Genomic DNA, 17,678 nt, shown 5'->3' on the forward strand with positions numbered 1-17,678 from the left:
GCCATCGTAAAATTATGCATACATAGTATACATAAATTTTTCCTGTTTGCAAATAAACGTTTTCTTAAGAAAATCTGAGATTTCCGTAAAATATCGGTTACAGTACGCGGACATTCCCTGTCCGCGCACTGCAGCAACCGTTGAATTGCAATTCAGGCTTTGACTTTCAGCTTTGCTGCCTGTCTCCTGGAAAACTCATAAATATAAACTGCGGTGCCGGCGATCAGCTCGATCTGGATCCCGATCTCCCGCTTTAATCTTCCCTTAAAGGAAGGAACACGCTTACAGTTTTTCAGTGTTCTGATCCCCTCAAGGAACCCGGCCACATAATCTTTTCCGAATCCCATCTTCTTAAAGAACAGGAATTTCACAAAAGTACCGGCCAGAAGACACGGGGAATTCAAGAGCAGCTGCCACCCCCGCATATTCTTATAATTTAAATAGACATTGTTTCTCGCCGCAAGTTTTACCTTGAAGGAGTTATATTTGGAACCGCTGGTCCCGCTTCCCACATGGTACACCACCGCTTCCGGACAGAACACATTGTCATATCCGTAAAGCTTTGCCCGGTATCCCACATCGATATCCTCAAGGTACGCGAAGTGCATCTCATCGAAGTATCCGATCGTCTCAAACACTTCCCTGCGGTAGATCGCCGCGCCGGCACAGGCCGTAAACACGCGGCAGCTTTTTTTATAAAGACCTTCCGGACGTCCAACGCCTCGCTGGAATGCCCAGCCGAGAACGCTGTACATATCTCCGGCATCGTCCATGAGATCCGGATGATACATCTGGATCATCTTGCTGCTGACGGAAAAGATCTTCTCCGACCGGTCCATGGCCCGCTCCAACGCTTCCACATAGTGCGGAGCCACTTTCGTATCGTTATTTAAGAGGATCACATACGGAGTATCCGCCGCCTTGATCCCGACATTGACCGCACCGGAAAAGCCGGTGTTCTCCGGAAGAAAGATCGACGGGATCTGTTTCTCCTTCAGCCACTCCACACTTCCGTCCGTGGATCCGTTGTCCACCACAAGGATCTTAAAATCCTTTGTCGTCTGTCTATCCAGAGCCTCAAAGCACGGTTCCATAAACGAGAGTCCGTTATAATTCGGGATTATGATCGTTGTCTTCATTCGTCTAACGGTACCTCCAGTTTATATGGTTCCCCGATCTTCTCCTTTTTCAGGTCCCGCAGAGCAAAATTTGATTTCCGCAGCGTCAGGTTCGGGTTGTAATAAGGATCTCCGTTCTTTAAGATATCCGGCCAGCGCTTCGCGAAGGTTGCGATCTCGCGGTTGAATCTCGCCACTTTCTCCGGAGTATCCTCAAGACCGCGGGACTTCGATTCGTAATGATGCAGCACCGCATACGGAGCATAGACCACGAGTTTTCCGAGCTTTCTGACCTTCATGCAGTAGTCGATATCATTGAATGCGACGGCAAGTTCCTCCGTAAATCCGCCCACGGCGTCAAATACGGAGCGCTTGCTCATCATGCAGGCCGCTGTGACGGCGCTGTAATCCTGGGCGCACATTGCCCGGTTGAAGTAGCTGTTCTCAGATTTGTGGAGACCGATAAACGTGTGTCCCGCGATGCCGCCGAATCCGATGACAACGCCGGCGTGCTGGATCGTATCATCCTCATAGAGAAGTCTTGCGCCGACAATTCCGACGTCCTCTCTCTGGGCAAAGCCGAGCATCTCCTCGACAAAGTTCTTTGCGATCAGCTCGATATCGTTGTTCATGAACAGAAGGTATTCGCCCTTTGCATGCTGTACGCCGAAGTTGTTGATCGCGGAGTAGTTGAACTCCCGCTCCCAGCGGACAACGTGTACATTCGGGAATTCCTTCTGGATCTTCTCATAGTAGGTCCATGTCGCCTGTTCCGTGCTGTTGTTCTCCACGATGACAAACTCGAGGTTCTTGTACGTCCCTTCCGTCAGCATCGGGCGGATACAGTTGTCGAGATCGACGGTGTGGTCCTTGTTCGGGATGATCACGGAGACAAGCGGATCTCCCTTGATCTTAAATGTCGTGTGATAAATGCCGTAGTCCACGCCTTTTTCCACTTTCTCCGCCTCGATCCCCACTCTCTTATAGTGGTCCATGATCGCGCGGGAACCGGCTGTGAAGGCGTAAAGCTTGCTCTCCGGGTTGCTCGCCGTGGAATTCGGATGGCAGCGCCAGTGGTATAAGACCTTCGGGATATGGCAGATCTTCTCTGCATTCTCCGTACAGCGGAAGATAAAGTCATAATCCTGGGCTCCGTCATACTCCGCCCGGAAACCGCCGATTTTATCAAGCAGTTCTTTCTTCACCACGAACAGATGGCAGATATAGTTGACGCTCGTCAGAAGGTCTGGATTGAAATCCGGCTTAAAATGCGGGTCAAACAGTTCATCTCCATCCATATCCAGCTTGTCCTCATCGGAATAGAGGACATCACATGATCTGTTTTCATTCAGTTTTTTCGCGCACTCGAAGAGCGCATTCGGTGTCAGACGGTCATCATGGTCCGCAAGGACAACAAAATCGCCCTCCGCCATCTCGAGAGCCGCGTTGGTATTACCGGAAATTCCGAGATTTTCGCCCAGAACCTTATACCGGATCCTCGAATCTTTCTCCGCATATTTCTTTAATACATTCTCAACGCTCTCTCCTGCCGGGCTGCCGTCCGCGATACAGAGTTCCCAGTTCGCGTAGGTCTGCTCCACGATGGAATCCAGCATTTCCTTTAAAAATTTCTCCGGAGTCTTATAGACCGGGATCACGATGGAGAACTTCGGCATATACTCAAAGGTCTCTTTTTTCTGCGCTTCCAGCTCTTCCTCCGACGGTTTTGTGAGATTCCACCACTCTGCGTAGTCGTAATCGTCATCGATTCCCTGGATCTTATGCTTTGATTTTAAGATCAGGGCTTTCAGACCATTCTCTTTCAGGAAATCCCAGGCAACATGAACCGTCTCCATATTCATCAGGTTCATAAGTTTCTGGACTTTGCGGTTCGCCGCTCCTGTCTTTTTGCGGATCATCATATCGCTGTATTTCACGCGGGTCGTCTTCTTCTCCCCGCAGATTACAAGATAGTAGATCTTTCCATGTTCATACGGGAAACGGATATCAAACCCGAGATCGCGGTCGATGATCTTTTTGTAGTAGATCTGGCTCACGTCGTCCCGCCTTGTCGGAACGATCTTCGCATCCACCGGATTCCCCGCTTCGTCCTCGATCCGGTATGTGATCACGGAATCCGGGTCATTTTCCACAGCCCAGCCATTTAACTGGATCGTCTGCTCACGGACTCTCATCACTTCAACACTGTATTTCATACTTCCTCCTGCGCAGCCGGCGTGTCAAAATTGATCCGCTCCTCCTCGACAACAAGCGGACGGTGCATCACACGGGTATTGATGCTCATGATATACTCGCCGAGCAGTCCGATAAAGAAGATCTGGACCGAACCAAGGAAACACATTCCGATCAGAAGCGGCGCCATACCTGCCGCAAAGCGGTCCCAGTAGAGGAGCTTCATGATCAGATATACCATTCCGACAAGAAAACTGATCCCGCCGCAAAATGCGCCAAAGAATGTCGCAAGGCGCAGTCCCGCTTTCGTGTAGGAGGTGAAGCTTAACATCGCCGCATCGTATAATTTATAGAAGTTATTGTGAGTCTTCCCCGCGCGGCGCTTCGGCTGTTCATACGGGATCTCTTTTCTCTTAAATCCAAGCTCCGCGACAATTCCGCGAAGGAACGGAGTCGGATCATCCAAATTTCTTAACACTTCGATAAACTGTCTGTCATAGAGACCGGATCCCGTGAAATGTTCGATCTGCTCTACATCAGACAATTTACGGATCAGTTTGTAATAGCAGCTTCTGAGCCAGTACATGACCGGATTTTCTTTGCTGCTCGTCTTGATCCCGATAACGATCTTATAGCCATTCTCCCATTCATGGACATACTTCGGGATCAATTCCACCGGATCCTGGAAATCTGCGACCATGGAGATCACGCAGTCACCGGTTACCTGAAGGATTCCATAATATGGGGAGTTGAACTGTCCAAAGTTTCTCGCATTGAAGATCGCCTTGATCTTCGGGTTCTTTGCACAGAGCATCCTGAGCAGTTCTCTCGTCTTATCCGTGGAGTCATTGTCGATAAAGACCAGCTCGTAGTCGTACTGCGGCAGCTCTTTTGTGATGATGCCGATGACCGCTTCACTGATCGGAACGACATTCTCCTCCTCGTTATAGCATGGAATCAAAACGCTGATTTTTTTCATGTTATATTTTCTTCTTCCTTAAATAATTGTTACCTGATCTTTAACTTTTATCATTGTAACCATTTTTTCTGTTTTGTCAATACCGGGCAGTGTTCACGGCATTTTTTGTCGATCCGGATCCGCTATGCACCACCGCAGCCGGTCCTGCCCGAGTTTCCCCGTTTTTCCTCTCTATACGGTCCTTTTCCTAAGTGCGATCATCCGGGTAATGCCGGTCTTAAAGTCGACTTCCGGCTTCCATCCCGTCACCGCCTTTAATTTCTCAATGGACGGCATCAGGTTGATCAGACCTTCCGCATTTTCCCCGCGGGTATTGTATCGGGTTTCGCCCTTTCCGCCGCAGAGTGTATGGATCTCCTCCACGAAATCCTTTAATACCTTTGTCTCCGCGCCTCCGAAGTTAAAGACAGGATTTGAGATCCCCTCAAATGCCGTTTCCTCCGCCTCGCAGAGCGCCGCCATTCCTCTCGCCAGATCATCGATATAGAGGAAATTCCAGTTCTGCGTGCAGGCGCCGAGGGACATCTCCCTGTTGTTCAAAAATGCGTCCAGACAGGATTCGACTAACGTCCACGGGTGGTCTCCCGGTCCGTAGGCGCTGAAGATCCGCGCATGAATGTAACGCAGGCCGAGCTCCCCGCAGAGCGTTTCGCCCTTTTCGCGCATCGCGAGCTTCGCTTCGCCGTAGAGGGATTTCGGCTCGCAGGCCGTCTCCTCCGTGATCAGATCCCGGTGCATTCCGTATTCTGCCTGGGATCCGGAGAACAGGAACTTTTTACATCCCAGTGCCTTCGCAGTCCGGATCGTCTCCAGGGAGATCTCCAGATTTTTTTCCTGAAGCGCCCGGTCTGTTCTCGACGCACTTCCGGAACCGCCCCAGCCGAAGTGGCAGAAGACATCCTGCGGCTTTGTCACTTTTTCCAGAAGCTGTTCCGGCTCGGAGAGATCGTTTTCAGTCACGAGAAGCCGCCCGGATAAAAGCGCCTCCTCGTTTCCGTCAAGGATCATGCCGAGTTTTGAGGACGCGGGGCGCGCGATGGCAGTAACCGTATGTCCTCTCCGCAAGAGTTCCCGAACTGTCGCCGCGCCGACAAAACTCGTCGCGCCTGTCATGATGATATTCATATTATGCTGCCCCTTTCCTCTGACAAACGCAGCTGTTCAGTACCTTCACAGCTACGAGCAAAAATCCATTCCGGATCGGCTGTGCCGATGGGATTTTTGCCTTCATTCCTATCCTTTATTAAGGTCAGCGCAGCAAGTGCGCAGACCTGCGTCACTGACAAACCTACTTATTTTCCACCAGCGGGATATACATATTCTCCTTGAGTTCTTCCTCCGGAAGGAACGGCGCAAGATCCTCAAGCGGTACAGATACCATCGTTCCGTCCGGCAGCATCTTCGCAGATGCCTTTGGCTCAAATCCCTGCTTCATATCAACAAAGATCTCACAGATCACCGGACCTTCCGTCGCAAGTGTCTTCTCCACAGCAGCATCAAGCTCGCTGTTGTGATGCGCCGCCACATACGGATAGCCGTAAGCCCAGGCAAGTTTCTCCATACTCGGGAAGCTTAAGTCATGGCTGTCCACGCCGATTCCGATGAGCGGCTCATGGAAATGGGTCCTCTGGGTCTGACGGATGGAGTGGTAGCCGCCGTTGTTGATCAGGAAGATCTTGATGCCCATGTGGTGATGGATGATCGTCTGAAGTTCCTGAAGGTTCATCTGGATGCTTCCGTCACCGGTCACAAGGATAATATCCTTTGTATGGTCCGCCACCCATGCACCGATCGCCGCCGGGAGGTCGTAACCCATGGAAGCGATCGCAGAGTTGCTGATAAACCGCTGTCCTTTCTTCATCTCATAGGCATGTCCGCCTACCACGCACGCGGAGCCGTTGCCCACAACCGTGATCACATCCTCCTCCACGCGTTTGCTGATCTCCTTGATCGCCGCGTAGACGTTTGCCGGCTCATCGTCTCCGGCCTCATAATGTTTCGGCAGAACGACCGGATATTTTTCTTTCCAGGTCTGGCACTGACGGATCCAGCTGTCCACTGCCTCTTTGTCCTTTGCACCGCCGTTCGGATCAAATTCTTCCTCATCGAGAACGAGTTCCAGCTTCTCGAGAAGATCCTTCACGTCCGCATGGACCGGCATATCAACGTGGACCGTCGGTTTCTTTAACTCTTCCGCGTCGATGTCATTGTAGATCACATACGCTGCTCTCGCCCATGTCGGGTAATTGTAGCCAACCTGGCGGATGGAAAGACGGCTTCCCAGCGATAATAAGAGGTCGCTGTTCTGAACCGCAAAGTTTCCGGCGCGGTCTCCCATATGTCCGGCACGTCCCACATAGAGCGGGTCTGTATCGTACATGCAGTCGATGCTGTTCCAGCCGGTAACGACCGGGATCCCGAGCTTTTTCACGACTCTTGTAAATACGTCAAACGCTTTTCCGATCCGGATCCCGTTTCCGGCATTGATCACCGGGCGTTTTGCCTCGCGAACCTTCTTTAAGATCTCTCTCGCCTGTTCTACTGTCACAGGGTCCGGAAGTTTCACGCGCTTTTCTCCCCGTCCGCTCACATCGGACGGGATCATAGCCGGTTTTCCTTCAATTTTATTCATCATGCAGATCGTGCATCCGGAACATCCGGTTCCATGTCCGGACCAGCCGGTGCCGCCCGCCTCGTAATCATCTTTATCGAATCCCAGCAAGGATTCCGTCTCGATATACGCGCCCTGGACATTTAACGGGATGTCCAGCCAGCACGGACCAGGTCTTCCTGTCTGTGCCAGATAAAGGGCCTTTTCCAGGCAGAAGCGGATCCGCATCGGATCCAGCACCATCTCGCTGTACTTTGTCATACAGTCGATTGCCTTTGTGATCTCAAATTCCTGATCTCCCATCGCGCGGATCCCCAGACCTGTGCTGTGGGCCGTCGTGTCGTAGCGGACCTGTCCGGATAAAACGAGCATCGGGATCGAGTCGAGCCAGCCGCCGACAACGCCCGTGATCGCGTTTGTTCCGCCAGGGCCTGTCGTCACGCAGAGCGCGGCGATCTTGTTGTGGATTCTCGCATACGCCTCCGCAGCGATGGCGCATGCCTGTTCATGGTGGTTAAAATAGCAGTGAAGTCCCGGCTGATGTCCGAGTCCGTCATCCAGGTGCATCGCACCGCCTCCGGTCACCATAAATGCATCGGTGATCCCCTCGTCTACCAGCTTCTGGGCAATATAATCAGAAACTTTCATTCTCATAAGTGAAACCTTCTCCTCTCTCAAACTGTCAGATTCCAGCCATATTGACCTTCCTTTTCCCCCAGACACATGGCTGAGTCTGCGCCGGGTATACCTTCCTCGATTATACCATGCGGACCGCATACAGTCCAGTAAATCATGTTTTTAACGGGATTTTCAGGGGATCCCCGGGGCATTTTTTCCCCTTTGTTTTCCGTTTTTTCCACCCGGTGAAATCCTTTCCACGGTGTTCCAGATATGCCAGGAACCCACACTGGAATTCCGTCATCACAGACTGTTATAATCAGCCGGTAAACAAAAACAACTGTACGGCATGATCTCAGGAGCTGCTGCCGATCCGTCCTGTCCACAAGCTTCTGACCTGCCGGACAAGAGCATGATTTCATATCAAAAAGGAGAGAAGGATATTATGAAAAAACAGACAAGGATCGCCGCTGTCTTATCCGCAGCAGCATTCATGACAATGGTCTCCGGGCTGCCGGCTTACGCTGCATCCCACGGATGGGTGACAGAAGGAGATGCAAAGGTCTATTACGATGAAGACGGGTACCTCACCACCGATGCATGGAGAAAGCGCGGGGAAGACTGGTACTATCTTGGTGAGAACGGTCAGATCGTAACCGATGCGAAGATCGACGAATATTATGTGGACAGCGAAGGAAAAATGGTGACAAGTGCATGGGTAGAATTAAAGAATGAGGAAGATCCGGACTCCCCGGAGACTCCCGATACCTTCTGGTACTACTTTGAAAAGGATGGAAAGTCCGCTGTCTCCAAATGGGTAAAATTTGACTCTAAATGGTACTATTTTGACGAGTCCGGCCATATGGCGACAGGAAAGACGGAGATCGACGGAGCTACTTACTATCTTGGAACAGAAAAAGACGGGGCGATGAAGACCGGATGGATCCGCCTGGAGGAAAACAGTCATGTGCCGGGATCTTCTGAGAGCTGGTACTACTTTAACTCCGACGGAAAGATGGTGACTACCCAGTATGACAAGAAGATCGACGGAAATTACTACACCTTCATCGACGGAAAAATGCAGACAGGCTGGGTCCTGATGCCGTCCGGGAGCGATGCGGACGCGACCGACAGCAATGCAGCTGTCCCGAACGTCACAGATTATCAGTACTACGGACCGTCCGGGGACGGAAAACGCGCCGAAGGTTTTCACTCCATTGAGGGGATTTCCGGGATCCACGAAGCCGACGAGGTGTACACCTTCTGCTTTAAAGCAGGAAAACCATACGTTTCCACGAAAAAGGGGAATTCTCTCTTCACGATCAACGCGAAAAAATACGCCTTCAGTGATCTCGGCATCATGCAAACCGGAAGACAGATCGTGAATGTGGCGAACGATGAGATCGCGAACTTCTGCTTCGGCGAGGACGGCATCATGAAGACAGGAAAACAGACGATCTTCAATGAGGAGACGGGTGAGACCGAGAACTGGTTCTTCCACACCGACGGCGACAAGAAAGGTCAGGGATACCATGGACTCCGCGACGGCATCCTCTATGTATACGGAAAGAGACAGGACGCCACTGCCGACCAGAGATATGCACCGGCGGACTTAAACGGCACCACCTACCTTGTCGGAACAGCCGGAAATGTACAGAAAGCGTCCGCTTCCTCCACTTCCACAGCGAAACCGGAGCTTGGACGTGGATATAAAGATATCAAAGATGCGAACGGAACGATCTGGACTGTAAATACGGCCGGTGTCGTCCAGTAAACAGGACATTGAATTCCTGCGAAATAACCGCGGACCTGCTGCCTTTCGCAGCCATCCGCGGTTATTTCTATCCACGGCTGCCCGATCAGTTCTGTGCAGCCGCATTCTCCTATTTACTTTCTGTAATATACGCTTTTACCAGGCGGTTCAGTGTACCTTTCATCTGTACCACAATGTCCATCAGCCTGTCGTTCTCTTCGCGAAGCCTTTGGTTTTCTTCTTCCAGAGCACTTTTGTAATGTCGTTCCATGCTCATTGTTTTCGTCCCCCTTACGCCTCGTCCGCAGCCGCCCTTTCCCGCGTCTGCTTCCTTTTTCTTAAATATATAATACATTTTTCCAGAATTGAAAAGTAGTTTTTGAACGCAAGTTTCGACAGCTTTCGAAAACGCAAAGCGACAGTCCCACTCAAAAGCAGAACTGCCGCAAAACTCATCTTTTATATGATATGAAGTTTTTCAAATGCCCATGCGATCCCGTCATCCTCCACGTCCTTCGTGATAAAGGTCGCGTAAGGTTCCAGGCCTTTCGCGTGTTTTTCCATGATGATGCTGTTTCCGGCATAGCGGATCATCGCCAGGTCATTCATACTGTCACCGAAGGCGTAGGAATCTTCTCTCGCGATCCCATAGTGTTTCAGGATCACTTCCATCGCCGTCGCCTTATCATAGCCCGTCGGCACACACTCATAGAGTCCGTGTCCCCGGTCGATCGCGGTCATATCCGGCGCCAGGATCTTTAAGAAGCTCTCCGCATCACTATTCTCATCCGCCAGCACACAGAACTTATCAAAGTCGACTTCTTCCGTATTCCAGTCTGCACTCGCAAGTCCCTGGTTTTTATATACAACGTTCTTCACATGTTCGATCTCTTCCATGTGGGAGACGCCGACCTGGACCGTACAAACCTTCGGTCCCTCAAGGATCCCGTCGAGTCTGCACGCGAGGATCGCTCTCTGGAGCTCCATCCGGCGCTTCGCGGAGATCTTTCTGTGAAGCAGGGCTTTTCCTTCCGCTTCTATGTAGGTTCCGCATCCGCAGAGGTAACCGTCGACCGGTACTTTCCCCTCAACATCCTTCATCAGGCATCTCGTCCGCCCGGAATTGATGAATATCAGATGTCCGGCGCGGCGCGCCTCGGTGATCGCAGCCGCCGCGCTCTTCGGAAGCTCTTTCGACGCATCCACTAAGAGCGTTCCGTCAATGTCAAAAAATAATGCTTTTCTTTTCATATTGTTCTCTTATCGCATTTCTGCTGTCAGCATCTCTGCTCAGCACTTTGCAGAATAGCCGGACCATTTCCTGTCCATATTATTTTGCTTCCGTACTGCTTTCGCTTTCCTCTGCAACAGTCTCTGCTTCTTCTAAGATATTCTCTGCTTCCGTTGTCTCTGCAGTGGTCTCCGGCGCTTCAACGTAAGTAGAATTGCCGATCAGGTAGTAGTAGACAGCACCCATATCAAAGATCTGGTTTGCGGAGTCCTCACCGTATGTTGCCGTCATCTGCGCTGCATTCTTGAAGTAATTCATAACAGCGAGCTTATCTTTCTGATCTTCAGTCGCAGAGAGATTTTCCTGTGCCTGAATCGCGTCTAAAACGAGCTGCTGTTTTACAAGGTTTTCAGCAGTATCGCGAAGTCCATCCTCATCCGTTCCGAGGAACATGCTGAGGAACTGGTCAAACTCAAGACCATAGCTGCTCGCATAGCTGGAGTATGTGGTCTTTAACTGGTTGAACATGTCATCAACAGCGTCCGGATCTGCTGTGACTTCGGAGTTATTGATCACTTCATTTAAGAGCTCACTTCCGGCTGCGTTGAAGAACTGGCTGTCGGCCTCCGCCTGGAGATCCGCACACACTTCCTCTTTTAACTGATCAAGAGTCGCTGTATCATCGTTGTAATAACGTTTTGCGAGGTCATCGTCCACCTTGCTCTCGGACTCAGATTTTAACTGGTTTAATTTCACATGGAATACGACTTCCTGTCCTGCAAGATCTGCGTTTCCGTAGTTATCCGGGAACTTTAAGTTTAAGTCTTTCTCATCTCCGACGTTCATGCCGATCACACCGTCCTCAAAGCCGTCAATGAAAGTTCCGCTTCCAAGCTTCAGATCGTAACCTTCTGCAGTTCCGCCGTCAAACGCAACGCCGTCCTTTGTTCCGGAATAATCGATATTCGCGGTATCGCCTTCCGCAGCCGGGCGTCCCTCGATCGTTACCGGATACTCTGCGCAGAGCTCCTTTAATCTTGTCTGGACCTGTTCATCCGTCACTTCCTCTACCTTTGCAGAATAAGTCAGGTTCTTATAATCTCCGAGAGTCACGCTCTCCTCGTCGTGAAGCTCTTCCTCGGATTTTGTCTCCGTCTCAACAGTTGCAGCTGCTGCCTGCTCCTCAGACGCAGAGCTGCTCTCTGTGTTCTGGCTCTTATTTCCGCATCCTGTTACGATCACAGCCGCTGCTGCAACACAGAGACCTGCTTTTATGATTTTTTTCATGTTTTCTTTTTCCTTCCATTCTGTCTCATATTCCCCGCGTGTCTCCCGTTTTCCGGAACATCCGCGCGTAATACTCATTCTAACATACCGTCACGCGAAAAAAAAGAGTGTTCACAGAAATTTAAGACATGTGTTAGAAAACAAGTGAAAAAACGCTTCACGAGTTTCCCCTTGTTATCGCGACAGTCGCCAAGGTCTCGCGCAAGCGCGGACTTTGACTCGTCGTTCGCGTAAATAAAAACACTCTGCAAAGATCTTCCATGTCTTACGTCCATCAGGATCTCTTCCAGAGTGTTTTTCAATAATGTTTCAATTTTTTCAAAACGGGGCGTTAGAAATGTCCTTCCGACTCCTGGACACAGCTCCTGCCGGTCCAGCCGTCATCCGCATTTATTTATAGAACGCACAGAACGCCTTATATGTATTGTATACATCAAGCTTCGAAGCCAGCTCAAACGGTGCGTGCATGGAAAGGATCGGAACGCCGAGGTCCACAACATCCACATCCATCATCGCCACATACTGGGCGATCGTTCCGCCACCGCCCGCATCGACTGCACCGAGCTCACCGGTCTGCCAGTACACACCGTTCTCTTCCATGATGCCGATGACCTTTGCCATCGTCTCCGCGCTTGCATCGCTGCTGCCGGACTTTCCTCTCGCGCCTGTATATTTTGTGAGCACGCAGCCTTTGTTTACATAACTCGAGTTTCTGCTCTCGTATACACTCGCGAACGTCGGATCATAAGCCGCGTTTACATCGGAAGAAAGGCAGATGGAATGGCGCAGCACAGTCTTTGTGTCCGCCCCGAAGCTCTCCGCGAGGTCCTCGACCGCATGATGGACATAGTCCGAGTGAAGTCCCGTATTCCCGACAGAACCGATCTCCTCTTTGTCCGTAAGGATCGTAAATGTCGTGTGTTCCGGATTCTTTGTCCCGATCTCCGCCATCAGAGCTGTGTACGCGCAGACGCGGTCATCCTGGCCGTAAGCTCCCACAAGTCCGCGGTCAAGTCCGATATCGACTGCCTTGTATGCCGGGACCATCTCGATCTCCGCACGGGTGAAATCTTTTTCCGTGATCCCGTAGCGCTCGTTCAGTAACTTCATCGCAAGAAGCTTTGCCGGATTTTTGATTTTCTCGTTCTCCTCGTCATGGTACGGGATCGAACCGATGATAATATTGAGTTCCTCGCCCTTTAAACCTTCCGCGAGCTTTCTCCCGTTCTGTTCGGAAGCGAGATGAGGGAGAAGATCTGTCACGCAGAATTGCGGATCGCCCTCATTTTCGCCGATGGAGATCTCAACGACCTCTCCGTCAGCTTTTACAACGACGCCATGCATGGATAACGGCACGGTCCCCCACTGGTATTTGCGGATCCCGCCGTAATAGTGCGGTTTTAAATATGCGATCTCATCCTTCTCAAACAGCGGATTCGGTTTTAAATCTAGGCGCGGGGAATCGATGTGGGCACCGTTCATCCTCAATCCCTCGTTCAGATCTTTTGTTCCGATTGTGGAAGCAATGATCGCCTTCTTCCGGTTGTTCCAGTAGATCTTATCCCCTGCTTTGTAGGAAGCTTTCGGATCAAATTTCTGATATCCTGCGTTTTCCAGGAGTGTAACTGCTTTTTTCACGCATTCTCTCTCTGTTTTTCCCTCATTTAAGAATGTCTTATATCCCTCACAGAAATCCTGTGCCTCCGGGATCTGCTCCGGCGCTTTTTCGCCGATATGCGGAGCTTCCCAGAGAAGTGCTTTTTCAAGATCTTTGCCGTTCATTCTAAAAATCCTCCGTATGTGTAATAGTATCCTATTTCGGGAACAGCTCTTTGCTGTCCAGCATCAGTGTAAACGGTCCGTCATTCAGCAGATCCACCTTCATATCCGCTCCAAACTCCCCGTGCGCCACTTTTTCCACATGCTTTTTGCACTGTTCCATAAAATATTCATAGAGACGGTTCGCATGATCCGGCGCTCCTGCACCAGTAAAGCTCGGACGGTTGCCCTTCCGGCAGTCTGCATACAGTGTAAACTGGCTCACCACAAGGATCTCGCCGCCCACATCCTGAAGAGAGCGGTTCGTCTTTCCGTTCTCATCCTCAAAAATGCGGAGTCTGCAGATCTTGTCCGCCATTTTATCTGCGATCGTCTCATCATCCTCATCAGATACACCGAGAAGGATCAGGAATCCCTGTCCGATGGAACCGGTCTCCCGCCCGTCCACATGTACCGACGCATGTTTTACTCTCTGTAGTACGACTCTCATCTATCTTTCCTCCAGACTGGCCGCTCTGCATCCGCTTTTCCGGAGTGCAGATCTTTCGTCTTGGAACTTTCTGTCATCAAAACAGCCGAAAACGGTCTATGTCGGACCGTTTCCTGCAAGTTCCTCCTGTTTTCTTTCTGCTTTCTCACGCTCGCGGCGCTTTTCTTCCTCACGCCTGCGCTCTTCCTCCTCGACGGCCATGATCGCCTGGTTTAAGGAGAACATCTTCATATCCAGCATATCCACCATATCTGCACAGGACTTTAACTCCCGTTCCAGATAATCCGGTGCCTTTCCCTCAAACTTATAAGCGATCTTGTGTTCCAGGGACGCCCAGAAGTCCATCGCGATGGTGCGGATCTGGATCTCGACCTTCGTATCTCTCTTTCCCTCCGACAGATAGACCGGGATCGTCACCACCATATGGTAGCTCTTATATCCGTTCGCCTTCGGATATTTAATGTAGTCCTTGACATGCAGGACTGTAATATCCGCCTGTCTGGCGATCATATCCGCGATGGGATAAATATCGGACATAAAGGAACAGATGATCCGGATCCCCGCGATGTCGTTTAAATGCTCCACCATGTTATCGATCGTGACCTCACATCCATCGTGCTTCAGCTTTTTCACGATGCTCTCCGGCGTCTTTAACCGGGAAGTGATGTGTTCGATCGGGTTGTAATTGTATAACTGGATAAATTCATTATTTAAGATCTCGATCTTCGTGTTGATGGATTTTAACGCGGAGCTGTATAAAAACATCGTTGATTTCCACTGATCGATCTGATCAAACTCTCCAGACTCTTTCGTCATGCTGACGCCCCCTTTCTTTGCAGCCGGGAACGTTCCGTCCATGCGACCATGTCTTCACGCTTTCCTGCTACAGCTTCAGACCCTTTAAGAGATCCGCAAGACCTGTGCTTGCCTGACCTTCTTCCTTATATCCGTAGGTGTCCTCAGCTTCTCTCTCCGCTTCCTCCTCGATCAGCTCTTTCATGGACAGACTGATCTTGTTGTTCGCGGTGGAGATGATCTTTACTTTTACGTTCTGTCCCTCTTTCAGCACCGCACCCGGATGTTTGATCCGCTTTGTGCTGATCTGGGAGATGTGAAGGAGACCGGTAAGTCCGTTTTCCAGCTCAACAAATGCGCCGTAATCCTTTAAAGTCTCGACCGTGCCGTTCATGACAGCGCCGACTTCACATTTTGCGATCTTTTTATTTGTCTCTTCCTGTTTTTTCTCTCTCGCTGCCTCGCGTCCAGATAATACGAGACGGTGTGTCTCCTCATCTGCCGTGATCACGGTCACTTCGATCGTCTTTCCGTCGAATTCCTTTAAATCTTCCACATACTCGTCGCTGAGGCGGGAAGCCGGGATAAAGCCGCGGATCCCTTCCAGATATGCGACAGCACCTGCGTTTACGATCTCAGCGATCTTTACCGGAACGACCGTGCGCTCTTCCATCATAGTCTTCAGTTTATCCCACGCAAGGACCTGGTTTGCCTCCTTTTTGGAGAGGACCATGTTTCCTTCCCCGTCATTTGTCGCCATCACGGTCGCCGTGATCTCATCACCCGGATGGATCATCTCCGCCATGTTGAAATCAGGATCTTCGCTCAGATCTTCTTTGCGGATCACGCCGTCCGCGTAGGTCTTTAAGTCCACGATCACCGCGTCATCTGTCACATCAAGCACGGTACCAGTCACAACATCGCCAACTCTAATTTTTTTAAGGGAAGCTTCTAACTCCTCTTTGTAATCGTCCATGGATTCCATATTTCATCTCTCCTTTTCTCATCCTCCATTTTTATTCCGCTTATTTCTATAAAAAGGCCATAAGAATGGATGATAATTTCTTCCTCTATTTAACCATATTCTGTGAATATTTGCCATAGTTTTCATAAAAATTTTATGATAAAATGTGCATAGTGATTACTGTACACAGGTAGGAATTTTCTGAACTGAAAATTCCGTATGACACCGTTATGGTCGCAGATTTTGCCGATTCGGAATGCGAAGCATCGGTAAAATCCCGTTACAGTGTGCGGGCATGAAATGCCCGTAGACTGTAACGCATAGTGATTACTGTACACAGGTAGGAATTTTCTGAACTGAAACAGGAATTTTCTGATATTTTTGGAGGCATTTACCATGAAAGATTATGCTGATCTGCATACCCATACCATCGCGAGCGGACATGCCTACGGAACCATCACGGAGATGGTCCATGCCGCTGCATTAAAGAACCTGCCGATCCTCGGCATCACCGAGCACGCCCCGTCCATGCCGGGAAGCTGCGGGGAAATGCAATTCTGCAACTTCAATGTGATCCCGCCGGTCTTAGAGGGTGTCCGTCTTTTATTCGGATGTGAATTAAACATCGTGGACTACAGCGGAACCATCGACCTGTCAGAGCGGATGTTAAAGCGCTTATCCTACACAGTCGTCAGTCTCCATGACCTCTGCCTGAAACCGGGAACAATGGAAGACAACACCTTCGCGGTGCTCACAGCGTTAAAAAATCCGTATGTCACGATCCTCGGACATCCGGATGATGGAAAATTTCCACTGGACTATGAGGCGGTCGTAAAAGCCGCAAAGGACAACCACCGCATGATCGAGCTCAACAACACCTCCCTGACACCAGGCGGTTCCCGCATCCACGCATATGAAAATGACAGGATCATTCTCCCGCTCTGCGCCAGCTACAAGGTTCCGGTCATCATGAACAGCGATGCACACTTTACGACATCGGTCGGCGACCACGCGCGCGCGGAGGCCCTCTTAAAAGAGTTAAACTTCCCGGAAACACTCATCGCGAACTATCACCCGGAGATCCTGAAGGAATATATCCCGGACTTGGCGGATTTTCAGGGCTGAACATCTCGTATCGAAATGGCAGAAATTCTCCTGCCCCGCCAGCGAGATCCATAAACCGATGTTTTTTACAGAAAAATGAGCACAAAAACGGCTGTGAAGTGATTCTTTTCTTCACAGCCGTTTTTCTTTCGTAAGAAACCATGTTTCAGGTTATTTTTCTGGACCTGCTCACCGGAACCCGTTCCTGTCAGATCTTTGTTCCACCGGGCAGGCGGTTTTCAGAGCTGAACCTGCGCTCTACTTTAACAGTTTATCAACCTTCGCCCACAGCGCCTGCAGTTCCTTCTGATCGCTCAGACGGTCCTTCTGGATCCGGATAATGTTCTCGAGCGCCGCATTCGCGCCGTCCGCGTTTAATTTCGCGTCACAGGATTTCTTCGCCTTTGTGTAAGGGTCCATACTCTCCTGATCTTCTTCCTGCTCCGCCTGGAGCTTCTGGATCTTATCCACAAGTTTTACCGCCTCATCCGACGGATTCTTCACATCCTGCCATTCCAGCAGATGCGTATTATTCTCCGCATTGATCGTATCCAGAGCGATACTGTTCTTTAACATCGTTTTCCAGTTGTCTGAGATTGCTGTTTCATACGTCTGCTTCGCAGTCTTATTATCCGCAAAGGCCGTAAGCGGCATTCCCGCAAGACATACCAGAAGACCGAATAAAAATAAAATCTTCTTCATCATTGTGTCCTCCTGTGATGTAAGCTGATAACAGATTTCCAAAAATCCGCAGAT

15 protein-coding genes are annotated in these 17,678 nt (G+C 50.3%); 2 read left to right on the forward strand and 13 right to left on the reverse strand.

The features are described from left to right. Positions 1-152 precede the first annotated feature (152 nt). The 5 genes from GPK90_RS02740 to GPK90_RS02760 form a co-directional block, all read right to left on the reverse strand. Positions 153-1,139: a glycosyltransferase family 2 protein gene (locus GPK90_RS02740; RefSeq protein WP_118530011.1), complete on the reverse strand. Its 987-nt coding sequence runs from the start codon at positions 1,137-1,139 to the stop codon at positions 153-155. Further along, positions 1,136-3,334: a glycosyltransferase family 2 protein gene (locus tag GPK90_RS02745; RefSeq protein WP_215702086.1), complete on the reverse strand. Its 2,199-nt coding sequence runs from the start codon at positions 3,332-3,334 to the stop codon at positions 1,136-1,138. Before GPK90_RS02745 ends, GPK90_RS02740 begins: the two co-directional genes overlap by 4 nt. Then, positions 3,331-4,290: a glycosyltransferase family 2 protein gene (locus GPK90_RS02750; RefSeq protein WP_118513719.1), complete on the reverse strand. Its 960-nt coding sequence runs from the start codon at positions 4,288-4,290 to the stop codon at positions 3,331-3,333. Before GPK90_RS02750 ends, GPK90_RS02745 begins: the two co-directional genes overlap by 4 nt. Positions 4,291-4,461: 171 nt before the next feature. Next, on the reverse strand, positions 4,462-5,415 hold the full coding sequence (locus GPK90_RS02755; protein ID WP_215702087.1) for an NAD-dependent epimerase/dehydratase family protein: 954 nt from the start codon (positions 5,413-5,415) through the stop codon (positions 4,462-4,464). Between the two features lie 163 nt (positions 5,416-5,578). After that, the gene (locus tag GPK90_RS02760) at positions 5,579-7,555 is read right to left on the reverse strand and encodes a thiamine pyrophosphate-binding protein (protein ID WP_215702088.1); all 1,977 of its coding nucleotides are present in this window, start codon (positions 7,553-7,555) and stop codon (positions 5,579-5,581) included. A gap of 409 nt (positions 7,556-7,964) precedes the next feature. On the opposite strand from GPK90_RS02760, the gene GPK90_RS02765 reads away from it, so the two are divergent. Then, the gene (locus tag GPK90_RS02765) at positions 7,965-9,293 is read left to right on the forward strand and encodes an N-acetylmuramoyl-L-alanine amidase family protein (protein WP_215702089.1); all 1,329 of its coding nucleotides are present in this window, start codon (positions 7,965-7,967) and stop codon (positions 9,291-9,293) included. A 109-nt stretch (positions 9,294-9,402) separates the two neighbouring features. Here GPK90_RS02765 and GPK90_RS02770 read toward each other — a convergent pair whose 3' ends face one another. The 7 genes from GPK90_RS02770 to GPK90_RS02800 all read right to left on the reverse strand — a co-directional run bounded on the left by GPK90_RS02770 (position 9,403) and on the right by GPK90_RS02800 (position 15,839). Continuing rightward, complete coding sequence (locus tag GPK90_RS02770; RefSeq protein WP_182426457.1) at positions 9,403-9,549, reverse strand: hypothetical protein; 147 nt, start codon at positions 9,547-9,549, stop codon at positions 9,403-9,405. A gap of 182 nt (positions 9,550-9,731) precedes the next feature. Next, positions 9,732-10,523 (reverse strand): HAD-IIB family hydrolase, encoded by a 792-nt coding sequence (locus GPK90_RS02775; RefSeq protein WP_118513729.1) that lies wholly within the window; start codon positions 10,521-10,523, stop codon positions 9,732-9,734. Positions 10,524-10,602: 79 nt separating this feature from the next. Beyond that, the gene (gene tig / locus GPK90_RS02780; protein WP_215702090.1) at positions 10,603-11,790 is read right to left on the reverse strand and encodes a trigger factor; all 1,188 of its coding nucleotides are present in this window, start codon (positions 11,788-11,790) and stop codon (positions 10,603-10,605) included. A 390-nt stretch (positions 11,791-12,180) separates the two neighbouring features. Continuing rightward, a complete protein-coding gene (locus GPK90_RS02785) occupies positions 12,181-13,572 on the reverse strand; it encodes an aminopeptidase (RefSeq protein WP_215702091.1) in 1,392 nt (463 codons plus the stop codon). Positions 13,573-13,603: 31 nt separating this feature from the next. Then, positions 13,604-14,059 (reverse strand): D-aminoacyl-tRNA deacylase, encoded by a 456-nt coding sequence (gene dtd / locus GPK90_RS02790; RefSeq protein ID WP_118321724.1) that lies wholly within the window; start codon positions 14,057-14,059, stop codon positions 13,604-13,606. A gap of 96 nt (positions 14,060-14,155) precedes the next feature. After that, positions 14,156-14,875, reverse strand: a complete 720-nt coding sequence (locus GPK90_RS02795) for a GTP pyrophosphokinase (protein WP_118530362.1) — start codon at positions 14,873-14,875, stop codon at positions 14,156-14,158. A gap of 67 nt (positions 14,876-14,942) precedes the next feature. Further along, the gene (locus GPK90_RS02800) at positions 14,943-15,839 is read right to left on the reverse strand and encodes a S1 RNA-binding domain-containing protein (protein WP_215702092.1); all 897 of its coding nucleotides are present in this window, start codon (positions 15,837-15,839) and stop codon (positions 14,943-14,945) included. A 375-nt stretch (positions 15,840-16,214) separates the two neighbouring features. Here GPK90_RS02800 and GPK90_RS02805 point away from each other — a divergent pair, with 375 nt between their 5' ends. Further along, a complete protein-coding gene (locus GPK90_RS02805; RefSeq protein WP_118297442.1) occupies positions 16,215-16,943 on the forward strand; it encodes a phosphatase in 729 nt (242 codons plus the stop codon). Positions 16,944-17,180: 237 nt separating this feature from the next. Here the strand turns inward: GPK90_RS02805 and GPK90_RS02810 are convergent, their stop codons facing one another. Then, on the reverse strand, positions 17,181-17,627 hold the full coding sequence (locus tag GPK90_RS02810; RefSeq protein WP_142411843.1) for a hypothetical protein: 447 nt from the start codon (positions 17,625-17,627) through the stop codon (positions 17,181-17,183). Positions 17,628-17,678: the final 51 nt, after the last annotated feature.

The organism is Clostridium sp. MCC344 (genome assembly GCF_018785365.1).
GTDB lineage: Bacteria > Bacillota > Clostridia > Lachnospirales > Lachnospiraceae > Pilosibacter.